The organism is Nostoc sp. (assembly GCF_036917465.1).
Taxonomy (GTDB): domain Bacteria; phylum Cyanobacteriota; class Cyanobacteriia; order Cyanobacteriales; family Nostocaceae; genus Nostoc.
Map to the genome: position 1 here is coordinate 1 of NZ_JBALDL010000034.1, position 23,115 is coordinate 23,115.

General features: G+C 42.0%; 26 protein-coding genes and 1 riboswitch. Of the genes, 12 read left to right on the top strand and 14 right to left on the bottom strand.

Annotated features, from left to right (window positions below; all coding sequences use genetic code 11):
- Window positions 1-483: 483 nt before the first annotated feature.
- From V7K38_RS06865 to V7K38_RS06880, 4 genes are all read left to right on the top strand, one after another.
- Window positions 484-1,086: a superoxide dismutase gene (locus V7K38_RS06865; protein ID WP_334856485.1), complete on the top strand. Its 603-nt coding sequence runs from the start codon at window positions 484-486 to the stop codon at window positions 1,084-1,086.
- A 421-nt stretch (window positions 1,087-1,507) separates the two neighbouring features.
- Complete coding sequence (locus V7K38_RS06870; protein WP_334856486.1) at window positions 1,508-1,714, top strand: hypothetical protein; 207 nt, start codon at window positions 1,508-1,510, stop codon at window positions 1,712-1,714.
- 103 nt (window positions 1,715-1,817) lie between these two features.
- The gene (locus V7K38_RS06875; protein ID WP_334856487.1) at window positions 1,818-2,954 is read left to right on the top strand and encodes an AIR synthase related protein; all 1,137 of its coding nucleotides are present in this window, start codon (window positions 1,818-1,820) and stop codon (window positions 2,952-2,954) included.
- A 482-nt stretch (window positions 2,955-3,436) separates the two neighbouring features.
- Entirely contained in the window at window positions 3,437-4,123 is a 687-nt protein-coding gene (locus tag V7K38_RS06880) for a PHP domain-containing protein (protein WP_334856488.1), read from the top strand.
- 73 nt (window positions 4,124-4,196) lie between these two features.
- On the opposite strand, the gene arsH is transcribed toward V7K38_RS06880, so the two are convergent.
- The 9 genes from arsH to V7K38_RS06925 form a co-directional block, all read right to left on the bottom strand.
- On the bottom strand, window positions 4,197-4,865 hold the full coding sequence (arsH, locus tag V7K38_RS06885) for an arsenical resistance protein ArsH (protein ID WP_334856490.1): 669 nt from the start codon (window positions 4,863-4,865) through the stop codon (window positions 4,197-4,199).
- A 259-nt stretch (window positions 4,866-5,124) separates the two neighbouring features.
- Entirely contained in the window at window positions 5,125-5,535 is a 411-nt protein-coding gene (gene arsC / locus V7K38_RS06890) for an arsenate reductase, glutathione/glutaredoxin type (RefSeq protein WP_334856492.1), read from the bottom strand.
- Window positions 5,536-5,569: 34 nt separating this feature from the next.
- Window positions 5,570-6,631 (bottom strand): ACR3 family arsenite efflux transporter, encoded by a 1,062-nt coding sequence (gene arsB / locus V7K38_RS06895; protein ID WP_334856494.1) that lies wholly within the window; start codon window positions 6,629-6,631, stop codon window positions 5,570-5,572.
- Window positions 6,632-6,806: 175 nt separating this feature from the next.
- Window positions 6,807-7,133, bottom strand: a complete 327-nt coding sequence (locus V7K38_RS06900) for an ArsR/SmtB family transcription factor (protein ID WP_334856495.1) — start codon at window positions 7,131-7,133, stop codon at window positions 6,807-6,809.
- Between the two features lie 141 nt (window positions 7,134-7,274).
- The gene (locus tag V7K38_RS06905; RefSeq protein ID WP_334856497.1) at window positions 7,275-7,979 is read right to left on the bottom strand and encodes a precorrin-2 C(20)-methyltransferase; all 705 of its coding nucleotides are present in this window, start codon (window positions 7,977-7,979) and stop codon (window positions 7,275-7,277) included.
- A gap of 2 nt (window positions 7,980-7,981) precedes the next feature.
- Window positions 7,982-8,608 (bottom strand): precorrin-8X methylmutase, encoded by a 627-nt coding sequence (locus V7K38_RS06910; RefSeq protein ID WP_334856499.1) that lies wholly within the window; start codon window positions 8,606-8,608, stop codon window positions 7,982-7,984.
- A 69-nt stretch (window positions 8,609-8,677) separates the two neighbouring features.
- Window positions 8,678-10,201, bottom strand: a complete 1,524-nt coding sequence (cobG, locus tag V7K38_RS06915; RefSeq protein ID WP_334856501.1) for a precorrin-3B synthase — start codon at window positions 10,199-10,201, stop codon at window positions 8,678-8,680.
- A 62-nt stretch (window positions 10,202-10,263) separates the two neighbouring features.
- A riboswitch (adenosylcobalamin-variant (AdoCbl-variant) riboswitch) is annotated at window positions 10,264-10,356 on the bottom strand.
- Between the two features lie 365 nt (window positions 10,357-10,721).
- Window positions 10,722-11,138, bottom strand: coding sequence for a hypothetical protein (locus V7K38_RS06920; protein ID WP_334856503.1), 417 nt, complete (start codon window positions 11,136-11,138; stop codon window positions 10,722-10,724).
- A gap of 20 nt (window positions 11,139-11,158) precedes the next feature.
- Window positions 11,159-12,046 (bottom strand): FAD-binding domain-containing protein, encoded by an 888-nt coding sequence (locus V7K38_RS06925; RefSeq protein ID WP_334856505.1) that lies wholly within the window; start codon window positions 12,044-12,046, stop codon window positions 11,159-11,161.
- A gap of 170 nt (window positions 12,047-12,216) precedes the next feature.
- Between V7K38_RS06925 and bcp the strand changes: the two genes are divergently transcribed.
- From bcp to V7K38_RS06945, 4 genes are all read left to right on the top strand, one after another.
- Window positions 12,217-12,705 (top strand): thioredoxin-dependent thiol peroxidase, encoded by a 489-nt coding sequence (gene bcp, locus V7K38_RS06930; protein WP_334856506.1) that lies wholly within the window; start codon window positions 12,217-12,219, stop codon window positions 12,703-12,705.
- A gap of 100 nt (window positions 12,706-12,805) precedes the next feature.
- Complete coding sequence (locus V7K38_RS06935) at window positions 12,806-13,462, top strand: type I restriction endonuclease (protein WP_334856508.1); 657 nt, start codon at window positions 12,806-12,808, stop codon at window positions 13,460-13,462.
- 75 nt (window positions 13,463-13,537) lie between these two features.
- On the top strand, window positions 13,538-14,164 hold the full coding sequence (locus tag V7K38_RS06940; protein ID WP_334856510.1) for a type I restriction endonuclease: 627 nt from the start codon (window positions 13,538-13,540) through the stop codon (window positions 14,162-14,164).
- A gap of 5 nt (window positions 14,165-14,169) precedes the next feature.
- Complete coding sequence (locus tag V7K38_RS06945) at window positions 14,170-15,378, top strand: cysteine desulfurase family protein (RefSeq protein WP_334856511.1); 1,209 nt, start codon at window positions 14,170-14,172, stop codon at window positions 15,376-15,378.
- On the opposite strand, the gene V7K38_RS06950 is transcribed toward V7K38_RS06945, so the two are convergent.
- Window positions 15,326-16,282 (bottom strand): aldo/keto reductase, encoded by a 957-nt coding sequence (locus tag V7K38_RS06950; RefSeq protein ID WP_334856512.1) that lies wholly within the window; start codon window positions 16,280-16,282, stop codon window positions 15,326-15,328. The two genes, V7K38_RS06945 and V7K38_RS06950, sit on opposite strands and share 53 nt — an antisense overlap.
- A 226-nt stretch (window positions 16,283-16,508) precedes the next feature.
- Between V7K38_RS06950 and V7K38_RS06955 the strand changes: the two genes are divergently transcribed.
- The gene (locus V7K38_RS06955) at window positions 16,509-17,249 is read left to right on the top strand and encodes an SDR family oxidoreductase (protein WP_334856513.1); all 741 of its coding nucleotides are present in this window, start codon (window positions 16,509-16,511) and stop codon (window positions 17,247-17,249) included.
- 63 nt (window positions 17,250-17,312) lie between these two features.
- Window positions 17,313-17,633, top strand: a complete 321-nt coding sequence (locus tag V7K38_RS06960) for a hypothetical protein (RefSeq protein ID WP_334856514.1) — start codon at window positions 17,313-17,315, stop codon at window positions 17,631-17,633.
- Here the strand turns inward: V7K38_RS06960 and V7K38_RS06965 are convergent.
- Window positions 17,599-18,648, bottom strand: a complete 1,050-nt coding sequence (locus V7K38_RS06965) for a cyanophycinase (RefSeq protein WP_334856515.1) — start codon at window positions 18,646-18,648, stop codon at window positions 17,599-17,601. The two genes, V7K38_RS06960 and V7K38_RS06965, sit on opposite strands and share 35 nt — an antisense overlap.
- 489 nt (window positions 18,649-19,137) lie before the next feature.
- Between V7K38_RS06965 and V7K38_RS06970 the strand changes: the two genes are divergently transcribed.
- Both V7K38_RS06970 and V7K38_RS06975 read left to right on the top strand, forming a co-directional pair.
- On the top strand, window positions 19,138-19,572 hold the full coding sequence (locus tag V7K38_RS06970; RefSeq protein WP_334856517.1) for a DUF29 family protein: 435 nt from the start codon (window positions 19,138-19,140) through the stop codon (window positions 19,570-19,572).
- A complete protein-coding gene (locus V7K38_RS06975; RefSeq protein WP_334856519.1) occupies window positions 19,573-20,391 on the top strand; it encodes a TlyA family RNA methyltransferase in 819 nt (272 codons plus the stop codon).
- On the opposite strand, the gene V7K38_RS06980 is transcribed toward V7K38_RS06975, so the two are convergent.
- From V7K38_RS06980 to V7K38_RS06990, 3 genes are all read right to left on the bottom strand, one after another.
- Window positions 20,388-20,648, bottom strand: a complete 261-nt coding sequence (locus V7K38_RS06980; protein ID WP_334856521.1) for a Calvin cycle protein CP12 — start codon at window positions 20,646-20,648, stop codon at window positions 20,388-20,390. The two genes, V7K38_RS06975 and V7K38_RS06980, sit on opposite strands and share 4 nt — an antisense overlap.
- Window positions 20,649-20,829: 181 nt before the next feature.
- On the bottom strand, window positions 20,830-22,176 hold the full coding sequence (locus V7K38_RS06985; protein WP_334856523.1) for a GTP-binding protein: 1,347 nt from the start codon (window positions 22,174-22,176) through the stop codon (window positions 20,830-20,832).
- A gap of 110 nt (window positions 22,177-22,286) precedes the next feature.
- Window positions 22,287-22,592, bottom strand: a complete 306-nt coding sequence (locus V7K38_RS06990; protein WP_334856524.1) for a hypothetical protein — start codon at window positions 22,590-22,592, stop codon at window positions 22,287-22,289.
- Window positions 22,593-23,115: the final 523 nt, after the last annotated feature.

A 23,115-nucleotide genomic window follows, 5' to 3' on the forward strand; every position in this document is an offset into this window, starting at 1 on the left:
ATAGTGTTAAATTAGGGGGCATCGAACCCCCTAATTTAACCGTGCTTACATCCCCGCCCACGAGGGGACGGGGTTTTACACACGTTCAATAAAGTTTTGTTTAAGAGTTATCATACTATCTATCTATATATTTTTTTAAGTATTAAATCATCTCGCTTTCGAGTGATTTTTGTTATTGCAATTAATCCTACTAAAGATAGAAGTATAAAGGCTTCAATTGCTAAATGCTAATTACTATATTGGCTTTTCTCTCCCAGATATTAGCCATTTTTATTTATAACCGTGAATTTCTAGCGATTTGACCTATCACCGAAGTACTTTATTTTCAGCTTCACTTTATCTTCACTTTGGTAGTAGAATGACGATGTTAAGTTTTATGTTTCATCATTAAAGACATAAAACCTCAAAAATAAAAGCTGTTAATTTTCTAAGCTTCTGTAATAGCTTGAAACTGGAAACTGGTAAAGAGAGGATTTACACACAATGGCATTTGTACAAGACCCGCTACCCTTCGACATTAATGCTTTAGAGCCGAATGGCATGAAAGCTGAAACTTTCGAGTATCACTACGGTAAGCATCATAAAGCTTATGTAGACAACCTCAACAAGCTTACTGAAGGTACAGAACTTGCTGATAAGTCTCTAGAAGAGGTGATCAAAACTTCCTTCCAAGACTCCTCTAAGGCGGGAATCTTTAACAACGCTGCTCAAGTTTGGAACCACACCTTTTTCTGGAATTCCTTGAAACCAAAAGGTGGTGGCGCACCCACCGGCGATCTCGCAGCCAAGATTGATAAAGATTTTGGTAGCTTGGACAAATTCAAAGAAGAGTTTTCTAATGCGGCTGCAACTCAATTCGGCAGTGGGTGGTCTTGGCTGATTGATGATGGTGGTACGCTGAAGGTGATCAAAACACCAAATGCAGAAAATCCTCTAGCTCATGGTAAAAAGGCACTCCTAACCTTAGATGTTTGGGAACATGCTTACTACATTGACTACAGAAATGCCCGTCCAGCGTTTATCAAGAATTTCTTAGATAACTTAGTTAACTGGGACTTTGCTGCTGAAAACTTGGCTAAAGCTTAATTAATTGCTGGATTGAACTGAGTGCGATGCCTCTTAGTAAGTTTTGCCATCAGTTAATTTACAAAAGTTGAAGCAAAAAGCCCACTATAAAAAGGGGGAAATTCTTTTTAATTTCTCTCTTTTCTGTTTTTAAGCAGTGGGATGCGTATCGTCTGAATAAAAGTATTAGCATGAAAATCAAAATTAGGACTAGCCCTTTCAAGGTGGGTAAAAATTTTGCTTAAAAAATCCCTTTATTATCTCTTATCTCTGTGTCGCGCCAGTTGCTACAAGTCGGGGAACCCGCCCAACGCACTGCCTTCTCTGTGCCTCTGCGGTTAAATAAATTACTTTTAAACCGCAGAGGCGCAGAGAATATGGAGAGAAAAAAGAAATTTTTCGAGTCACTTTGAAAGGGCTAGTCCTAAAAATATAAAAGATTATGGATAGCAAAGAACTAGCACAATACATCGAAACAACGAATAGCATCACTAAACCTTGGGTATTGGTACAACTGCGCCTGAAGAAATTGCAAGAGCGTCGAGCTACCCTTACAAACGATGTCTACACCAAAGAATTAGAAGATATTTACCAAGACTTGATGAATTTGGGTGAATGGTGGCGCGGTATTGAAGATGAGGTATTTTAAAGTGAGGAGTTAGGAGACGCGATTAATCGCGTCTGTACACGAGTTATCAGTTTTCCTAACTTTTAACTTCTAACTCCTCACTCCTAACTTAAAACGCAACCTGATGGCTCAAGCTCTCGATCAAGTCGATTACGATACTCTCGATGCCGCAAAAAGACGCTTCATCGATGCTGCAAAACGCACACTTACCTTTGCAAGCGCCTATGGTACTGTCCCCTCATCGGGTCTGGGAGCAAGTGCTAACGCTTTCAGCTTCAAACTCGCTCCATTTATTCAAGCCGGCGCTCCAGAACTTTCTCTAACACTTGTCCCCGAAGGACTAGGAACCGCAGACGATACTCGCCCTGATGACCTTTCTGAAGAAGAACTTCGGCGATTCTGGTGGAACATCGGGATCAAGATCATCTCATGTCTGACAAACGACGCAGCAACATCAGGGATGCAGACTCTACTTCTTGGTCTTTATCTACCATCAAGTACTCCTGAAACGATCTTTACTGCCGCTTTTCTTGATGGGTTTCTGGATGGAGTAGTTGAGGGTTGCAAACGAGTGGGGTGTGTCTATCTCTCAGGGGAAACTCCTCAACTAAAAACTAAGATGATTCCAGGTCGGCTCGACATTGCTGGTTCAGTTTTTGGTGTTATGCCGCCTGGTGTCGCTCCCATTGATAGCTCACGTCTGGATGCCGGAAATACTATTGTTCTTGTTGAGAGTTCTGGCCCCCATGAAAACGGTTTTACCCCACTGCGAAAGCTTGCTGAGTCTATTGCTAATGGGTATAGAACAAAACTTCCGAGTGGGCAGGAGTTTTGGGAAGCGATGAATGCTGCGTCGTATCTCTACACGCCCCTTGTACAGGGGGTGCTTGGCGAGGGAATTCGCCCTACCGCGATGGAGAATATCACAGGTCATGGTTGGCAGAAGCTAATGCGCTCTGTGAAGCCGCTTCGATATGTCATTGAAACTATGCTCCCAGTGCCGGAGATATTTACGTTCGTTGAGGGTCATCTAGAAGGCGGCGCAGAGACGATGCTTTCTGTATTCAATTACGGAGCCGGGTTTGCATTCTATACAGAGTCGGAGCAGGATGCAGAAAGGATCGTCATTCTCGCAAGAGAACACCAGCTCAGGGCTGTGATTGCCGGAAAGGTTGAAGCGTCCCTTAGCCGCGAGGTGGTGGTAGAACCCCTTGGGGTGACGTTGAAGGGAGATTCTTTTGGGATTGCCCGAGGAGTATAATCAGCCGCAAGCGTAGGCATAGCCCGTCGTAAACATCGCTAGTTTTCTTACAATTATTGTAAACTTACTCATGCGATGCCTGCGGCGGATTACGCCTACGCTAAAGTCATTACTAGATTAAATAAAATTAGTATAATTATTTAGATATTACTTTTTTTGATACACAGTATATCTTTAGTCTTAAGCTGATTAAAGACAATTATTCTCCTAATTCTTTGAAAATTAGCCATTTAGTAAAAATATTATAAGCGTACTTATAAAATTTAATATGCAATATTTTTTACTACTTACATCTAAAGTAGTGCAAATTACCCATGACTACTGAGGTTAAGATTTGCTAACGTAGTCTTAACATATTGAAAAATTTTCTGAGAAAGCTGAGAAAGTAGCTACCAATACTAATTTACAGTGTTGGAAATTTCTAATCTGTAAATGGAGCGTTTTAGTATGTTAAAAGTATATATTTTTATTCAGAGGGGGTTATGGCTGTAAATTTGGCCCGGACTACTGCTTCGGCAGAACTTTTGAAGCAAGTATTCCAGAACATTGATGCATATAGTTGCCCAAGGTTATTCAACTTTCATACGCACACTATCTACTCGGATGGCAGGTTGCAGCCGAGTGCATTGATGGAGCAGGCGATGGCTATTGGACTAAAAGGATTAGCGATCACTGACCATCATGGTATTATCGGCTATCAAGCAGCCCTTGCTTGGTTAGAAGATTGGAAGTGGAGTAATCCTGGTGCAAGCGCTCCTTACCTTTGGAGTGGTGTGGAAATTAATGCAAACCTTCTGGATATAGAAGTTCACATTTTGGCTTACGCTTTTGCTCCAGAACACCCTAGTATAAAACCCTATCTGCAAAGAAGGCCGACTACAGGCCAAGAATATCAGGCAAGTAACGTGATTGCCGCTATTCATGAAGCTGGGGGATTGGCAGTTCTGGCTCATCCAGCCCGTTATAAGCGATCGCATTTTGACTTAATTCCAGCTGCGTCTCAAAAAGGTATTGATGGCGTGGAAACTTTCTATGCCTACAATAACCCTAACCCTTGGAAACCCAGCGTATTAGAATCAGAACAAGTGCAAAAGTTGGCTGATGAATACTTTCTTCTCAATACCTGTGGTACTGACAGCCACGGTTTGAGCTTGCTACAACGCTTGTAAAGATGAATCAATTTTTTTAAATCTCCTGGTTCAATCTGCCAGGAGGTTATCTTTTTTTGGAGATGTCTAATAGTCAATTTGTTTTATTAGAGTTAACTTCAAGAGATTGAGAAGCTATCTTGATTGTCTCTTTGGCAGCTTTTTCTTTACGTTCGCTATAGCGGTCTGTGAGATAATCAACTTTGTCACGCAATAGCAAGGTAAATTTGTAAAGTTCTTCCATTACATCGACAACGCGATCGCGGTAGGGCGAATCTTTCATAGTCCCGTCTTCGTTAAACTCTTCGTATGCTTTAGCCACTGAGGATTGATTGGGGATGGTGAACATCCGCATCCAGCGCCCAAGAATTCTTAATGTGTTGACGGCATTGAAAGACTGAGATCCACCACTTACTTGCATGAGAGCTAAGGTTCGGCCTTGAGTTGGGCGAACGGCTCCGATAGTAAGCGGAATCCAGTCGATCTGATTTTTCATAATGCCAGAAATCTGACCGTGCAGTTCTGGGCTAGACCATACCTGTCCTTCCAACCACAGGCTTAATTCGCGCAACTCCTGCACCTTTGGGTGGGTGTCAGGTACGCTACCGTAGATTGGTAGTTCGCGTGGATCGAAAAACTTCACCTCTGCCCCAAATTCTTCAATGATGCGTGCTGCTTCTTCTGCTAAAAGGCGGCTATAGGAACGTTCACGTAGGGAGCCATACAAAAACAAAATTCTGGGGGGATGGTCAAATGTCATCATGGTAATTGCTTAGGGATTTCCAAGAAATTTCGCCGCTTCCCACTGGTTCGAGCCTCAGTAGTAGTCTGTCAAATTGATTTTGATGGTTAGAGAGACGCAATAAATCGCCGTCTCTACAGGGAATTTATCCATCAATTATTTATTGACAGACTAGTAGTACAATTTGATTTACAGCATTTTTCAGGTATTTAGACCACAACTGAGACGGAGATTTGTGTAGTTAAATTACTTGAAAAGCGCTGTAAAGTTGCAATCTCGATCAAGCAGGTATAAATTCTTTATTCACAGCCTCAATTAGTTGAGTCACCCGTTCTTTGATATCATCGCGGACTCTAGGAAAAATTTCCGGTTGTTCTGCTGGATCGTCTAACTGCCAGTCTTCAAATACTTCCCGCGTAACCCACTCTGGTGGTAAATTCACGCCACAGCCACACAAAGAAATTACTACATCAAAGTCTTGTGCTTGGAAATCACTTAGGGGTTTGGAGTGTTGATCGGTAATGTCGATACCAATTTCTTTCATCGTGGCGATCGCTTCTGGTCTGACCTGACTTGCTTCTAACCCAGAACTAATCACTTCAATCTTTCCTTGACCAAGAGTTTTGGCAAAACCTTCTGCCATTTGGGAACGAGCAGAATTCTTTTTGCAGACAAACATTACACGTTTCATAGTTCAATTCCTCAGAATAATTTGACTAAATTTATCAGGCTCTCGATTCCGGTATTGTGAAATAACGTTTTTCAAACCAGAAAGCAACATTAACAAGACCAATCAACACAGGCACTTCCACCAAAGGCCCGACTACAGCAGCAAAAGCAACACCCGAATTAATGCCAAATACGGCGATCGCAACTGCGATCGCAAGCTCAAAATTATTTCCTGCCGATGTAAACGCTACGCTTGCGGCTCTAGAATAGTCTGTCTTCATGCGCCAAGCCATGTAAAAGCTAACCAGAAACATGATGACAAAGTAGATGATCATCGGAATTGCAATCTTCACCACATCCAGGGGTATCTGAACAATCAAATTCCCTTTTAAGCTGAACATGACCACGATTGTAAATAACAGAGCAATCAGCGTGATCGGACTGATTTTAGGCACAAATTCCTCGTGATACCACTGCTTGCTTTTCACTTTCACTAAGAAGTAACGAGTGAAAAATCCAGCTAAAAAGGGAATACCAAGATAGATAAATACACTTTCAGCAATCTCGGCAATGCTGACATTCACAACACTGCCTTGTAATCCAAATAGTGGCGGCAGTACAGTAATAAAAAACCAGGCATAAGGACTATAAAAGATGACTTGAAAGATGCTGTTAAAGGCAACCAATCCAGCCGTATATTCTATATTGCCTCGTGCTAAGTCACTCCACACAACTACCATTGCAATACAACGGGCTAATCCAATCAGAATCAATCCTGTCATGTATTCTGGATAACCATGTAAGAAGATAGCAGCCAGAGCAAACATCAAAATTGGCCCAATTATCCAATTCTGAATTAGTGACACACTAAGAATTTTTCCGTTGCGAAATACATCCCCTAATTCTTCATACCGCACCTTAGCTAGGGGCGGGTACATCATCAAAATTAATCCAATGGCGATCGGTATATTCGTTGTTCCCACCTGGAACTGGTTGATAAAGGCTTCTACTCCAGGAAAGAAATAGCCCAAACCAACACCAAGAGCCATTGCTAAAAAAATCCACAAGGTCAGGAAGCGGTCAATAAAGGAGAGGCGTTTTGAAGTATTTTTGTTCATTACAATTAACCCCATACATGAATGCAGGAGTTTTGAGCAGGAATTTTGGATTATTCAATCTAAAATTCGTTGAGTTATATCAAGAATATATTTCTATCATTTCAAAAAAAATTGATTTGTCAATACGTATAGATATAGAAGTAAACAAAACATTACAAAAAAAATTGATGGATATTTAAGTTTCGCAGGTGGAACGAATAGGTAATATTGGGCTAAAACGGCGGAATTCTGCTAGATACTGCTCTAGGGCAACAAACTGCGGCAAATTGAGGCTGTAATAAATCCAGCGTCCTTCTTGACGAGCGCGAACTAAACCAGCTTCTTTAAGGGTTTTGAGGTGAAAAGACAGTTTAGACTGAGTGGTTCCCAGGTGGTCGCACAGGTCACACACGCATAGTTCTTGAGAGCGCAGGAGTTCTAAGACCTGAATTCGTAGGGGATCGGATAGAGCATGAAAGCCAGCAGCGATCGCATCAGGAGTGAAGGTGCTATTTAAAGGCATCAATTTTTTTTGAAGTATTTACTTATGGTAAGGTCTAAATCATTGGTTAAACCAGACCTTTACCAAAAATAAACGTAAGTCTAGCTTCACCAAAATAGCCTAATTAATACGGCGATTTAGTGGGTTGAAAATGTCACAATTTTATAGTCGATTCTTAGTTGGAATCACAATCATAGAGAAATAGGGTACTTTATCTGGGTCAACTTCATCCAGAGGTATAATCAGTTGTTGTGATGTTGATGCCCGCTCAATATATCTTGCCCGTGATGCTAGCCCTAATTTATGCAGGATATCTCGTACTTTAGTAAAGTGACGACCTAGCTTCATAATTGCTGCTGCATCAGTCATCAGGAGATGTGTAGTTAGTTCTTCTGCTGGCAATGGTGCGGGTAAGACAGTAAGAATATCAGTGTAGTAGGTGAAAGGTACACCCAAAGCTACCGGACAAGCCATCAGCGAAGAAACTCCGGGGATCACTTCTGTTGGGTACTCCTCAGATAACCGCGTGAAAACGTACATGAATGAACCATAGAAAAATGGATCTCCCTCACATAGCACCACGACATCTCGACCTGCTGCTAAATGCTTGGCGATTGGTTCAATTTCCTTGTCATAAATAGACTTGGCCTTTTCTGGCTCCAAAGCGCGGGGAAGATGAAATAATACCTCGATTTGATTGCCAGGAAGATATTGCGCCACGATCGCTCTAGCGACACTTTTTTTATCTGTGGCTGATTGATAGGCTACCACAGGAGCCGCACGTAATAGCCGCAGTGCTTTCAGAGTCAATAGTTCGGGATCGCCGGGGCCGACACCAATTCCATAAAGACGACCTTTGGTTTCCATATTCATTCTTCCTCGGTTGCTAGGGCATTAACTGCTGCTGCTGCGATCGCACTTCCACCGCGCCGACCATGTAATGTTAAAAATGGTACATTCCTGCTATCTGCTGCCAATGCTGCTTTTGATTCGGCTGCACCGACAAATCCAACTGGAAAGCCTAAGATAATCGCAGGTTTCTTAGCTCCTTCATCGAGCATTTCCAATAGTCTAAATAGTGCTGTGGGTGCGTTCCCAATTGCAATTACCGATCCTTCCAGGTGCGATCGCCATAATTCCAATGCTGCCGCCGACCTTGTAGTACCCATACCCTGGGCAATTTCTGGAACTTCTGGCTCATTGAGGGTACAGATAACTTGATTGTTTGCAGATAACCTTCGCCTGGTAACGCCATCGGCAACCATCCGGCAATCGCATAAAATTGTAGCTCCTCCTGCTAGTGCTGCCCTTGCAGATTGCACTGCTGTTGGTGAATATCCCAAGTCAGTAACAATATCCGTCATCCCACAGGCATGAATGAGACGTACAGCAACTTTTGCTACATCTGGTGGTAGCACATCTAGGTTCGCTTCTGACCGAATGATTGCAAAAGAATTACGGTAAATTTCGTTGGCATCTCGGATGTAGTCGGGCATTCAATTTTGGATTTTGGATTTTGGATTGACTTGTTTAGCAGGTAGAAGGGAACTTAAGTATTTATTGAATCAGAGTTTTAGTTGAGCGATCGCACATCGATTGCTAAATTCCCTAAAGGTTTCATTCAGATTCAAGCGTTGAAGTTTATATACATCTAGCATCCGCTCTATTAATGCAGGTAGTTCAGCAAAAGTCACATATTGATATATTTGCCGTCCAAATTTCTGCGTGCTGTCACCAACATAAACGTGATAGCCTTCCACAGTTTCACTATGATCCTCAATGCTGACACCTAGCAGAGTAATATCACTCTTGCTGTGCTGGGCGCAAGATTTTTCGCAGCCACTGAAGTGGATATTAACTGGGCAATCTAGAGTAACGCGAGTTTCAAGATACTCTGCTAATGCCAACGCATGACTTTTAGTGTCCGTAGCAGAAGAGGCACAACCTCTATTTCCAGAACAGGCAACTAATGCACTTTTGATGTTAGTTGCAGAAGAATCTAATCCTAAAAAAGTAATTTCACTTTGGACATTACCAACCCATTGCTGAGAAATATCTGTTATCAGCAAATTTTGCCAGGGAGTTAACCGGAGAGTGCCGCTACCATATTTTGCGGCTAAATCTGCCAAACCCTTCATCTGTTTACTCTGCAATCGTCCCAAAGGCAAGACGACACCAATGTAAAATAACCCTTGCTGACGTTGGGGATGGATGCCAATATGCTGATATTTCGTATCTGACCGCTCCCCCAACCCCTCTCCTGCAAGGAGAGGGGAGAATTCCTCCCCCTTCCCTACGTTCACGCAGCGTCTCGAAGAGAGGGAAGGGGGCTGGGGGGTTAGGTCTTTTCCTGTTTCACTGCACAAAAGAGGGAAAGGTAAATGCTGCTGAACTTTTTGGAGATAATTATCACAACCCAAAGTATTCAATAACTCTAAGAGACGTAGCCGACGCTTATTTGTAGTATCAGTATGAGCTAGATAAACCTCTGCCAAAGCTGTTAACATGGGTAAACATTGCTCTGGTGTTAATAAAATTCCTGTATTACTAGGCGGTTGACCCTTCGCCCCAACACTGAGATAGAGGCGGAAGTAAACATTACCATCAACTAAGACAGCAGCAAATAGGATATCATTCAAGCGATCGCACACCTGAATTATTCCACCACCATCAAAGCAAACGCTGAATTTTGCCGATAGTTCCGAAAGCGCCGGATGTGCGGCAATATAATTATCCCAACTTTGGACAAACGGGCGAGTGTCGATTAATTCTTGCGGGTCGATACCAGCAGTTGGGCTGGTCATAATATTACGGATATGGTCTACAACAGAATTGCGAGAACCTAATCCCATATCCTGTAAATGCTTCAAAACCTCAGCATTTATTCCCGTGCTGATTTCACGAACTTGCAGGTTAGCTCGATTAGTCACATCTAGATAGTTACCACCGTGCTGTTCTGCTATATCTGCGATCGCACGGCACTGCTGACTACTAATAATTCCACCTGGTATTCTAATTCGAGATAATATACCATCGGCGGCGGGTGTAGCATAAAACAACCCCGGACAAGTGGCAAATCCAGAAAGCAAATTTGTAACTCCTTCCCCGTGCAACGCAGGGAGTATATGGTGAGTGTGTCTTTTCTGACATCTTGAGAGTTGGCATTCTGACTTGGGCGATCCCATCACAGCTGCGGCACAGTCCCGGAATTTCACCGGAGTTTCCCAACTCCAAGCTTTAGTAATTTAGCACGAGAACGTAGTCAGAAAATTTAATGCTTCATATTTTCAATCAACTTATCCACGCTGACAGAGTTAGCCTTAGTTCATCTACGCCATCTCACTCCTGATCTATGCCTGATTCGTCAAGAATACGATACACTTTGACCTCACTTCCATTCCTCTCTCCTAAAAGGCTACGGTGTACACACAAGTATGCCCAGTATAGGTTTCAACTCTTTTAGTAGTTTCGTATGGTGCGTTATGAGTATGCCGAAATAACAAATGAGTACGTCGAAATAACAAATGCGTTTTAGCTTATGGTCTGAGTACAATCTTGCATCAGTGGGTAGAAGATGCGATCGCAAACGATGACAATTTTGCAATTTCCCTACTCAAAAACATAATTTTGAGCTACTTTCCAATAGCGCGAAAACCGCTTCAAGTCAATATAGCCATCATAATCAAAAAACGGTTCCACCTCTAGCACTTCCATTGGTATAGAACCCTTCATCTGATTGCAGATATCATCAAATCGCGGACTGGGACTATCGACTGTGACAACTAAATTTGCATCATGTTCTTTCGCAAAAGCTAAAATTTCTTGTGCCACATCGCCACGACGGATAACAACGGGTAACTCTAGCAAGCATTCGTAAATAAACGTGATGCGTTTAAGACTCAGTTGCCATTCATCTATCAAAGCCTCGTCCCAAACCCAGATAGCTGGGGCATCAGGGTATTTTTGTAATCCAGGGCTGTATGGACTGAGGCAGTCTCCATGTACCCAAATAATTTGTTTACTCATTACTCATTACTCATTACTCATTACTCTCTTCCTTGTCCTCCCCTACTCTCCCTGCTCCCCTGCTTGTTCTTTCCACGCTGCCAACTTTGGCTATTAGGTTGTTTGCTAAATTCCCCTTTAGGAAAAAGTCGCTGTTCTAATTCTTCATAGCTGCCTTCAAAATCACAATGACCGTAAAGGGGACATTTTTGACAATAAACGCTTTTGGTGTAGCGTTCTAAGTTTTCACGGTTGAAAAAATACGGTTTATGACTAAAGGTACTAGCAACCCACTGCCAGGACATATTATTGCTAGCAGGATCTCCATCTAAAAGGTGTTCGAGAAACCATTTAGCTCCTGTTTGCCAACGAATCCGCCGCCAATGGATAATATAAGCCGCTAGCCACATTCGAGCGTGGTTATGTAGATAACCAGTTTCTTTTAAGTCACCGCTAAAGCTGTCGATACAAACTCTGCCTGTGGTTCCTTGTCTGATATCTTGCGGCAATTCGGATGCATATTCAGCCACAATGTAACCAGTTTTATACTCTTCCTGGTCTTTCCAGATTCCATCCTTTAATTTCACATACAACCGTTGCCAATAGTCGCGCCAACCTAACTCGTTAATTAGTTTCGTCGCATCATTTTGGTGCTGTACCCGTTCAAAGATATAATCTCGAATTTCTCGCAAACTCAAAACGCCATAACGAATATAAGGCGAAAGTCGCGTTACAGCACCTGTGAAAAAATTACGTGTTTGTGCATAGGCTACTGGGTCTATTTTTTGCAGCGCTTCTTGTGCTGCTTTGCGTCCCCCCAGAGTTTCGCTGATGTGGTTATCGCGTTCTGCTGCACCTGTAAATTGTTCGCGGAGGTAGGCTACCAACTCATCGCGGTTGGTAAATTCGCGTTGCATATCTTTAGACATGATGTGAACTTTGAAGGGTGGGAATAAATAAAAATACCTGTAGGCTAAGTCATTATTATTGCGGAGAAATATAAGCTGTATTCAATCTCAACTAATAGCTAAGTGCGATCGCTCAATACCTCAACTTTATGTACAATTCTAAAGCAATTGCAATCTCTCACACCCCCATCATGAGCAACATTCCCCAAGTCGGACAACCAGCGCCAGATTTCTCCACTCCTGACCAAAATAGCAATGCAGTTACTCTCGAACACCTCAGTAGTCAGTGGGTTGTCCTCTACTTCTACCCCAAAGATGATACTCCCGGTTGTACCACCGAAGCCACAGATTTCACCGAGTTGTATCAAGACTTCAGCGCAGTGGGAGCGAAAATCTTAGGTGTAAGTCCAGATTCGGGTAAATCCCATTGTAAATTTATCAGCAAACATAACTTGTCAATCACCCTATTGAGTGACCCAGAACATATTTTGACAGAAGCCTACGGTGCTTGGCGCTTAAAAAAATTTATGGGCAAAGAATATATGGGTGTTGCTCGCTCAACTTTCCTAATTTCACCTGATAAAATTATTGTCTATGCTTGGCCGAATGTGAAAACTAAAGGTCATGCTCTGGCAGTTTTAACTAAATTACGGGAATTAGCAGCCATACAACACGGCTGAATGTAGATACAGTTACAGTAATACTATGTGAAATTACTCTAGAAACTGCCAGCGTGATGATTGAAGCAAGAAATTAGACTTTTCGCAATTTGAAATAAACATGATTCAAGTCATCCAAGCCCAAAATGTCACTCTTGCCTACTTAAAGGAAAAATTTGCTCTATATAAATCTGAAGATGAGCAATTTTTTACAGAGTGGTTTGACTACATAGCTAACATTTCCGAATTAGAAAAGCAATCCTTAGACAGAGTTAAAAATAACTATCTCAATGTGCTTGAAAATGCTCCTCTTTTAGAAGAAGCAGTAAAATTGGTAGTATTATCTCCGTTGCTAGATTTAGCTGGTTTTTATCGTCATCCTTTTTACATCACAACAGAAGAAGGTGTAGAAATTAGCGAAGAAGTTCTCATTGAGAATGAAGAAAAAGCAGAAGATACTAAAGAACTTATCAAAGGCAAAATTGATGTCCTAGTTCTTCAAAATCAGCTATGGTTACTAATAATTGAATCCAAGAGGTCTAGTTTTTCCTTAGCAAAGGCGATTCCTCAAGCACTGACTTATATGCTGGCAAATCCTCACCCTGAAAATCCTGCATATTCCTTAGTAATGAATGGAGAAGATTTCCAATTTATGAAGTTGATAAAACAAGACAAACCAATGTATGCTTTATCTGATAGATTTACTTTATATAGATGCGAAAATGAATTATATAAAATTTTGAATATATTAAAAAAAATAGGTCAATTTGTAAGTTAATTATCTTTAGTATTCCTATCTCGATTAATACTGGAACAGTGTCATAATAGTTATATTGCATCTTTTAAGTGAATTATGGTTCAATTTATCCAAGCACAAAATGTCGGGCTTGCCTACTTGGAAGAAAAATTTAGCCTACAGCTAGCCGAAGATGAGGCATTCTTCACAGAATGGTTTAAAAACTTACCAGAAATTACAGATTTAGAAAAGCAAGATTTAGACAGAGTAAAACTTCATTTTCTCCGTTTAGTCAAGCGCCCTCCTTTGTCAGAAGAAACAGTGAAATTAGTAATTTTATCTCCCTTACTCAATTTGGCTGGATTTTATGATGAGCCTTTTTATATAAGAGGTGAGGAATCAATAGAAATTTCTGCGGAGGATGGAGAAGAAATTATTAGAGGTAGAATTGATATTTTAGTTATTCAAGAAAAATTCTGGTTGTTAGTAATTGAATCTAAAAGGTCTAGTTTTTCTCTTTTAGAAGCCATACCCCAAGCACTGGTTTATATGTTAGCCGACCCTAGTCAAGATAAACCTACTTTTGGATTAGTAACAAATGGTAGTGATTTTATTTTCCTCAAACTTACCAAACAAAGTCAGCCAAGGTATGCTATGTCTGACCAATTTACACTTTTGAAACGAGAAAGTGAACTGTATCAAGTTCTAAGTATATTAAAAAATTTGAGTCAAATTTTTAGTTAATAATTATGTCCACTCGTCCTATATATCTTGATTGTCACGCTACTACACCCGTAGATGAACGGGTATTAGCAGCAATGCTCCCATACTTCACAGAAAAGTTTGGCAACCCATCTAGTATCGGTCATATTTACGGTTGGGAAGCAGAAGCTGCTGTTAAACAAACGCGAGAGATTTTAGCAGCAGCAATTAACGCCACTCCCGAAGAAATTGTTTTTACAAGTGGTGCAACAGAAGCTAATAATTTAGCTATTAAAGGTGTCGCCGAAGCTTATTTTAAAAAAGGTCAGCATATTATTACTGTTGCCACAGAACATAATGCAGTTATTGACCCTTGTAACTATTTAAAAACTCTCGGTTTTGAAATTACTATTCTCCCAGTTAAAAAAGATGGATTGATTGATTTAACTGAGTTAAACAAAGCTTTTCGTCCTGAAACAATTTTGGTATCGGTGATGGCTGCAAATAACGAAATTGGCGTGTTACAGCCTTTAGCAGAAATTGGGGAAATGTGCCGTGCTTACAACATCATTTTTCACACGGATGCAGCCCAAGCTATTGGTAAAATTCCCCTCGATGTGCAAGGGATGAAAATTGACTTGATGTCGCTAACAGCACACAAAGTATTTGGGCCAAAAGGCATTGGGGCGCTATACGTCCGCAGGCGCAACCCTAGAGTGCAACTAGCTCCCCAGCAGCACGGCGGCGGACATGAACGGGGGATGCGTTCTGGGACATTGTATACACCGCAAATAGTCGGCTTTGGGAAAGCTGTAGAAATCGCTTTGGCAGAACAAGCAATAGAAACCCAACGCCTTACCCAGTTAAGACAAAGTTTGTGGGAACAGCTTTCCCAACTTGAAGGAATTCATCTCAATGGACACCCTCAACAGCGATTGGCGGGGAACTTGAATATCAGTGTTGAGGGAGTGGATGGAGCCGCACTTTTGCTAGGATTGCAGCCAGTAATGGCGGTTTCTTCTGGATCTGCTTGCTCGTCAGCAAATACTGCCCCCTCCAGCGTTCTGACAGCGCTGGGAAGTTCCCAACAGCTAGCTTATGCTTCAGTGCGGTTTGGGATGGGACGGTTTAATACTCAAGAGGAAATTGATATTGTCGCAAAACATGCGATCGCTACTATTCAAAGTTTACGCAAAACCTCTTTTATGGATTCTCGCGCAGAAAAGCGCCAATTTGATCTAACTCCTGCTGATTGAGGCGAAATTCTCCAGCAGCGATGATTCCTTCCACCTGCTTAGGATTGCGTGCGCCAACGATCGCAGCTGTCACCGCCGGATTATTTAAAGTCCAAGCGATCGCCACTTCACCAGGGGCGCGATCGTGTTGCTTACCAATTTGCTGCAACACCTCCACTAACTTCAGGTTACGAGATAGACGTGGCTCCTGAAATTCATTACTCTCTTTACGCCAATCATCATCTGGTAAATTAGCAACCCGCTCAGATGTCATCTTTCCTGTAAGCAAGCCAGATTGCATCGGTGAATACACAATCACACCGATGTTATTTTCCTTACAAAAAGGCAGAATTTCCTTTTCGACATCAGGCTTAACCAGTGAATAAGGCGGTTGCAATGAAGTAACTGGTGCAATCTTCTGGATACGTTTCAACTGTTCAACATTGAAGTTTGAAACCCCGATATAGCGAACCTTCCCTTCATCCTTAAGCTTGGCGAGAGTCGTCCAGCCTTCTTCGATATCTGATTCTGGGTTAGGCCAGTGGATTTGATAGAGATCAATGGTTTCAATATCGAGTCGGCGCAAACTAGCTTCAACCTCTCGCCGCACAGAATCCGCCTTCAAGCTGCGACCAATTTCGCCCTTTTCATCCCAAATCATTGAGCATTTGGTAAAAATGTAGGGGCGACTAGATCGACCTTTGAGCGCCTTAGCCACAACCTCCTCAGAATGTCCCAAACCGTAGATAGCTGCGGTGTCAATCCAATTAACGCCGAGATCGAGAGCGCGATTAATTGCCTCAATGGATTCTCGATCGTCCTGCGCTCCCCAACCAAAAGCCCAGCCACCTCCACCAATCGCCCAAGCACCAAAGCCGATTGGGGTAATGCGAAGCTCCGAATTACCAAGCTGTTTGGTTTGCATATCTACCTTCTTCAATGATTTTTGAGTCAATTGCTAGTGTAAGCCGCAAATATTTTCTTAACCGCTATCTGAAGTGTGAATCACTACTAGTGGAAACACGACACCCAATCACGACTTCTGTAAGATTACTAAATCCTAAATGTTGTGTTGATACACACTACATATACACTAAACTTGCTCGAAGATAGTGAAAGTTGTCAGTGTTTATCAAAATAGAGAAGCTAAAATGTCAGAAGATTTAAAAGGCAAAGTTGCGCTAATTACAGGTGCAAACAAAGGTATCGGCTATGAGATTGCCCGCCAATTAGGTTCTAGAGGTGCTACTGTTCTTATTGCTTCAAGAGATATTGGACGTGGTGAAGAAGCGGCGAATAAACTTCGTTTAAATAAGATTGATGCTCGATCGGTTCAACTTGATGTCATCGCTCAAAAAACAATCGACTCTACGGCTCAACAAATCGAGAGCGAATTTGGAAAACTTGACATTCTTGTAAACAATGCTGGGATACTAGCCGAAGGCGATCGCCTTCCACCTAGTCAAGTTGAGATTGAAACACTGCGACAAACCTATGAAACCAACGTATTTGGAGTGTTTGCAGTTACAAAAACCCTGCTGCCACTTTTAAAGAAGTCAACAGCAGGGCGAATAGTTAATCTATCAAGTGGTTTAGGTTCTCTGACTCAAAACTCTGACCCAAATTTTGAGTTCGCTAACTTTAAGCTTCTTGCTTACAACTCATCAAAAACAGCAGTGAATGCTATCACAGTATTGTTGGCTGGTGAACTTAAAGATACCGCCATTAAAGTCAATGCTGCCGATCCTGGTTTCACAGCGACTGACATTAATCAATACCAAGGGTATCGCACTGTTGAGCAAGGAGCGATCGCAGCAGTGAAACTTGCTACTCTACCTGATGATGGTTTTAGCGGAGGGTTTTTTGATGAGAATGGTGTAGTTCCCTGGTAAAAAGTAAAGGAGCATTGGGCATTGGGGAGGGGGAGTTAAAACTTAGAGATTGAGCTTCTGAAGGTGGAAGTTGAGCTTCTGAGGGTGGAAGTTGAGCTTCTGAAGGTGGAAGTTGAGCTTCTGAGGGTGGAAGTTGAGCTTCTGAAGGTGGAAGTTGAGCTTCTGAAGGTGGAAGTTGAGCTTCCGAAGGTGGAAGTTGAGCTTCTGAGGGTGGAAGTTGAGCTTCCGAAGGTGGAAGTTGAGCTTCTGAGGCTCAACGTTCAAGTTTTAACTCTCCATTCCCCATTCCCCAGTCCCCAGTCCCCAGTCCCCAATCCCCATTCCCCATTCCCCATTCCCCATTCCCAAATCAATAAGGATTTGAATCAATCCGTCCCCTTTTAACACTTCTGAGATAGTACCCAGAGGTTGGTCTGTTTCTTAAGTTAAAGGTGTCGCCACTGCGAACTTTCCAAATTTTGTAATTGGAAAAGGTCAAAGGCGTTCGGGGTTCGCATACTTCTGGCGTGTGATTGCCAAGTACAAAGTATGCCGCACCTCTACCCATAACTTTCACCAAACCGTTTTTATCCACAAGAACTGATGTACTTTCACTAACCGCTATGCCTAAAACGCTGCTAGATATACCATCCTTAATTTGACGGGCAATAAAAGCCATAATTCGACCCATTCTTTCCCGCCTATCGAAGTGTGTATCTACGATGGTTCCTTTTAAATTACTCCAATTGAAAAAGTTGTAAGTAAAAGTGATGTCCCGGTACGGATCTTCTAGTGCATCTCTAGTTTCAATGCCTTTTTCAGAAGAAGCACAAGCATCATAGACACAATCACTTTGGATCATCGCCCCCGCACTAGTGCCACCAACACCGCCTCCCTTAAGATAAACTGACTTAACAGCAGCTTCAAGCTTGGTATCTTTCCAGTTGCGGATGTATTGACATTGGTCGCCGCCAGCAAAGAAAACTACATCAGCTTTTTTGATTTTTTCAAAAATCTCGGCTTTATTTGCTTCTTCTCTATTGCGAATTAGAAGAGTTTCCACAAAGTTTACGCCCTTCATGGCATAAATTAGCCGATTGTAATCATGATTACCATTCGTGCGGAGAACTACAACATTGACCTTAGTGCCGGAGTTGCTACCTCCCCTAACTTGGTTAATCATCCACTGGATGGCATCATCGACATCAGGGCCACCCCCTCCCAAACTCAGGACTGGGCCCGCTAAGGAAGGACGGACATCAAAGGAGGGTGAGGGGGAGGGGCGGACATCAACAGTGTCACCAAAGAAGTAGCGTTTCCAGTTTTCGATAAAACGGGTTATTAGGAAGGTTCCCATGTTCAACAACTTGATTCCTCTATTTTTCAAGCGCCTTGCTATGCTTGGGAATGCCTTTGTCATACTAAGCTTCTGGAGCAAACTCCAATTATTGCTAGGCTGTGACACATTTTAATTGCTTATTTCTTCGTGAAATTTGTCCTTTGTGAAGAATCAATGACAAATGACAGTTTTAACAAAAAATATGCAATATAGACGGGCGTTAGCTTAACTGTCGCACCTTAGTGGGTAAAATTTCCAGCGTACAGGGTTTGTACTGTTTTTTAACGCAAGGGAGAAAAGCTTTGGTAAGCTGTTATGTATTTAATTTGTATAATTAGGGCGCTCATGTTGCCCACCCCATAAGAGATTCATTTTTTTGAGGATGCAAATTAAAAGATTTTTAGCTTACCTTCTGTGTAGTTTTAGACTACTGGTTAAGAAGGAAAAACTTCTCTAGCTTTGACTGTAAACTGGAGAATTTAATTAGACTGGCTAATTCTGCGATCGCTCATAAATTACCAGAGTGAACTAGAATCACCATAGAAGTTGCCGAGGTTTGAGGCGCTAATTATGGAAGAATTATTAACTCTAAAGGGCTTGCTTGTTAAGGGCGATGTTCAGGGAGCGTTGCTTATAGTGGAAGAATTAGAGGAAATGAGCCGAAATGACATCATCAAAACGATTCGTAGCTATGCAGTGATCCTATTGTTGCATCTGATTAAACAACAAGCTGAAAATCGCACGACTCGCTCGTGGGAAGTCTCAATTCGGAATTCGGTTCTGGAAATTCAACGAGAAAATAAGCGGCGTAAAGCTGGAGGCTATTATCTCGCGCCAGAAGAATTGTTAGAAATATTAGCAGAAGCCTATTTAAATGCCAGTAATGAAGCTTCTCTAGAAGTAGCAGAAGGTCGTTATGAGCCAGAAGAATTAGAAAAGCTGGTTAACCGAGAAGAAATTATCAATCGTGCTTTGGTTTTAATTTTAGCAGGAGAGTCTAGTTAATTGGCTAAACAGAGACTCGATACACTATTAGTAGAACTTAATTTATGTTCTTCTCGCGCCTTGGCACAGAGGTTAATTCAGGCGGGGGAAGTTACTGTTAATCAGCAGTTAGTTGATAAACCTGGTACAGAAGTTGATATTGCGGCTCAAATAAATATTAAAGAGCGATCGCCTTTTGTTTCTAGAGGCGGTGAAAAACTCTCCAAAGCTTTGTCAGTATTTACCATTCCCGTAGTAGAGCGTATTTGTTTAGATGGTGGGATTTCTACTGGTGGTTTTACTGATTGTCTCTTACAAGCTGGAGCAAAACAAGTTTACGGCATTGATGTCGGTTATGGACAAGTTGACTGGCGGTTGCGAAACGATTCGCGGGTGATTTTGCGGGAACGCACCAATTTACGCCTACTACGACCAGATGAGTTATATGGCGCAGATGACCCAATTCCTGATTTGGCTGTGGTTGATGTATCGTTTATTTCTTTAACTAAGATTCTGCCTGCTTTGTGGCAGCTAACTCAAGCTGACCGAGAAGCTGTGTTGTTAGTCAAGCCACAGTTTGAAGTTGGCAGATCCCGTGTGGGTAAAAAAGGTGTTGTGCGAGATCCAAACGACCAAGCTGATGCTATTTTCCAGGTGCTGCAAGCAGCCTACGAATTAGGATGGAGATACAAAGGCTTAACTTGGTCGCCGATCACTGGCCCGGCTGGGAATATCGAATATCTTTTGTGGTTGGCAATGGAAAGTGAAACATCACCACCTGATTTAGAGGCAATTAAGCAAATAACGCAATCAGCAACAACTGATTTACGCAAGAGTTAAACGTCGTAGATTAGACATTCTACAGAAGCTGGATGGCGATCGCAGTAGTTTTCTAAAGAGGTTTTCTTTACTTTTGCTTGCTGTTGATCGGCTTTCTCAGCTTGCAATTCTTCCACAATGTCCCAAGCTACGGCACAACCCGCAGAATCGCTACCATCAAGCTCACAAGTTGTCCGGGCTTCAGTAATGGCTTCAGTAATGGCTTCTTCAAGATTTGCTGCACCAGCAGTTTCAAATGAGTTTAGGGTAGTTGTCATGATCGTTTCACCTTTAATTTACGCAGATAGATATTAGCGGGTAGGGGATAGTGTTTCCCATAACCTGTTCCCTCAATCTTGCATCGCAAATTAGAAATGTCAGTCAATTGTCAGAAGAGGTTGATAGAAGTTCATAAACACTTATAAATGGTAACAAATACTTAATAAAACTTATTTATTCTCAATATTTTATGCCTAACTCTTGTTGCAGACGATACAGAATTGTATTTTGGTCAACTTGAGATAAAATTTCTTGAATAACGCTGCTAGCGCCTAATTGTCCCCAAGTGCAGCCTTTTTCGAGATACACCTGAGCCGCTTTGCCAACGGAGTATGCGCCATAGCCGGCGATACCAGCTTGAGCGATCGCACTGCCAGCAAAAGCAGTAATATTGCTGGGATTATCACCACTGGTTATTGCAGCCGTAGTTTTACCTAAACCCAAAACAAAACTACTACCTAATTCCCCTAGTAGCAAACCACCAGAACTAAATAAAATCGTTTTTAAAATTTTCCCAGCTTCATAGCTAGTCATCGGCAAACCATATAATCTAGCGAGAGCGCGAATTAAAGCTAAATCGGCAATAGTTCCGCCAAGAATATCTAAGAAAGCGATGGGATTGAGCATTACTGCCAAAGCTTTGTATTTGGTAAATTGCCAAATGATATTTTCGGCTTCTTTTTCGCGTAATTCGATGGTTTTTTGAGCGATGGCGGCTTCTGCATCCCGTGCTTGGATGAGAGCATTTAAAGCCAGAAGCGATCGCCCTTCCCGATTCAGAATATTCAGAATTGTCTCTTTGAGTTCGTCTATTTGGGGTGGTGGTGTCTCCCATTCATAACTGACACGCCCATCAGTCCACTCAACTCGCACTTCCATTGCTGCGGGTTCTGCCGCCACCATGACAATTTCATCTGGTAATAGAGGTTTGGCTTGAGGATTTCCAGCACCCAATTGTTGTAAATTTTGGTAAATCGCTCCCCGATCTGTATCTGGGTAAAGGTCTATTTTGTTAAATACTAAAATTAGGGGTTTTTGCGATCGCCTTAATTCCAGCAGTGCCTGATATTCAGTGCGGGTGATATCACCAGACACGACAAATAAAATCAAATCCGCCTGATGCACTACTTCTCGTGCCATAAGCGCCCGTGACTCACCCTCAATTTCATCTAATCCTGGTGTATCAATTAATTCTACTAGTACCTTCCCACCGGGTTGCCACCGCACCGAACGGGGCCATTGAGTGACACCATTTAGGGGCCCAGTTTGGAGAATTTTGTCTCCCAGCAAAGCATTTAAAACTGCTGATTTACCACGACTCACCAAACCAAAAGCAGCAATTCTAATCACGTTAGAGTCCAGCTTGTTGAGCGTGGAGTTCAAAGCTTCCAATTCTGGTTTCAACAAACCTACCAATTCTGGGTTAGATGACAACTGTCCTGATTTGCGAAGATGTCCATACCAAGACAGCGCTTGTCTGAGACTGGCGCGGGCACGATTTAAGTGGGTTTCTTGCAGATTTCGCACAAAGTTAGGTTGATTTAATGTTGGACAAACAACAGGCTACATATCCATTTTGATCTAATTCCAAGGTTGTTAGCCTGTTTTGTCAAATTAGGCAATTGTGCGATATCTATTCAGAACATGGGATTGTGTTCATTATCCCAACATTTGCGATCGCGCCAGTTTCTCCCAGTATGTTCGCATTCAGATGCATTATCTATCCAAGGAATCGATGTAGAGTAGTGCGAGGTTCCTGTAGAAGCGAAGAAGCTAGCAGTGAATAAGGGCAATAATAAGGATAAAGTTATCAATGTAAAAATGGGGAGAGCGATTAAATATCCAGTGAGTAGCACAATATTAGTATGAGTCCAAAAAACTGCACCTAGTTTATTATTTTTTTGGCTAGTTTTTAAACTAGTTGGGGAATTTGAGAAAAGCATAATGCAACCCTATGAATGCCAGTTTATATAGCAATCCCATTTGATTTTTCAAAACAAAGCTAACTGAGAGCTAGCCGCATCGGGTTTTGGCTCTCAGCATATTTAGCAAAAATCAAATAGAGTTCTATACAAGTACGGATTTTTACGTAAGAACATTATTGAAGCTATATACTTTCATGTCAAAGGTGCAAGCGAGGACTTCTTAAAAGTTTTAATCTTTGAGGGCTAAAAAATATTTTTCATGAAGATATGTTGAAGTTGTGGCAATCGCCCTTGCGTAAATTATCGCAAATTTAGGGATCGTTTTTTTGCACTTTGAATTAATTGGAAAGCCTACACCGTACCCGTAGGTCAGTGTAGGTAGTTCATATCTTTTAAAACAAATCTAAATCTGTCACAGCACCAATACTGCTAGAAGATACCAAAAAGGCATATTTTGCCAACACACCTTTGGTATAACGGGGGGCGGGGGGTTTCCAGTTGGCACGGCGATGGGCTAATTCTTCTTCAGATATATTCAACT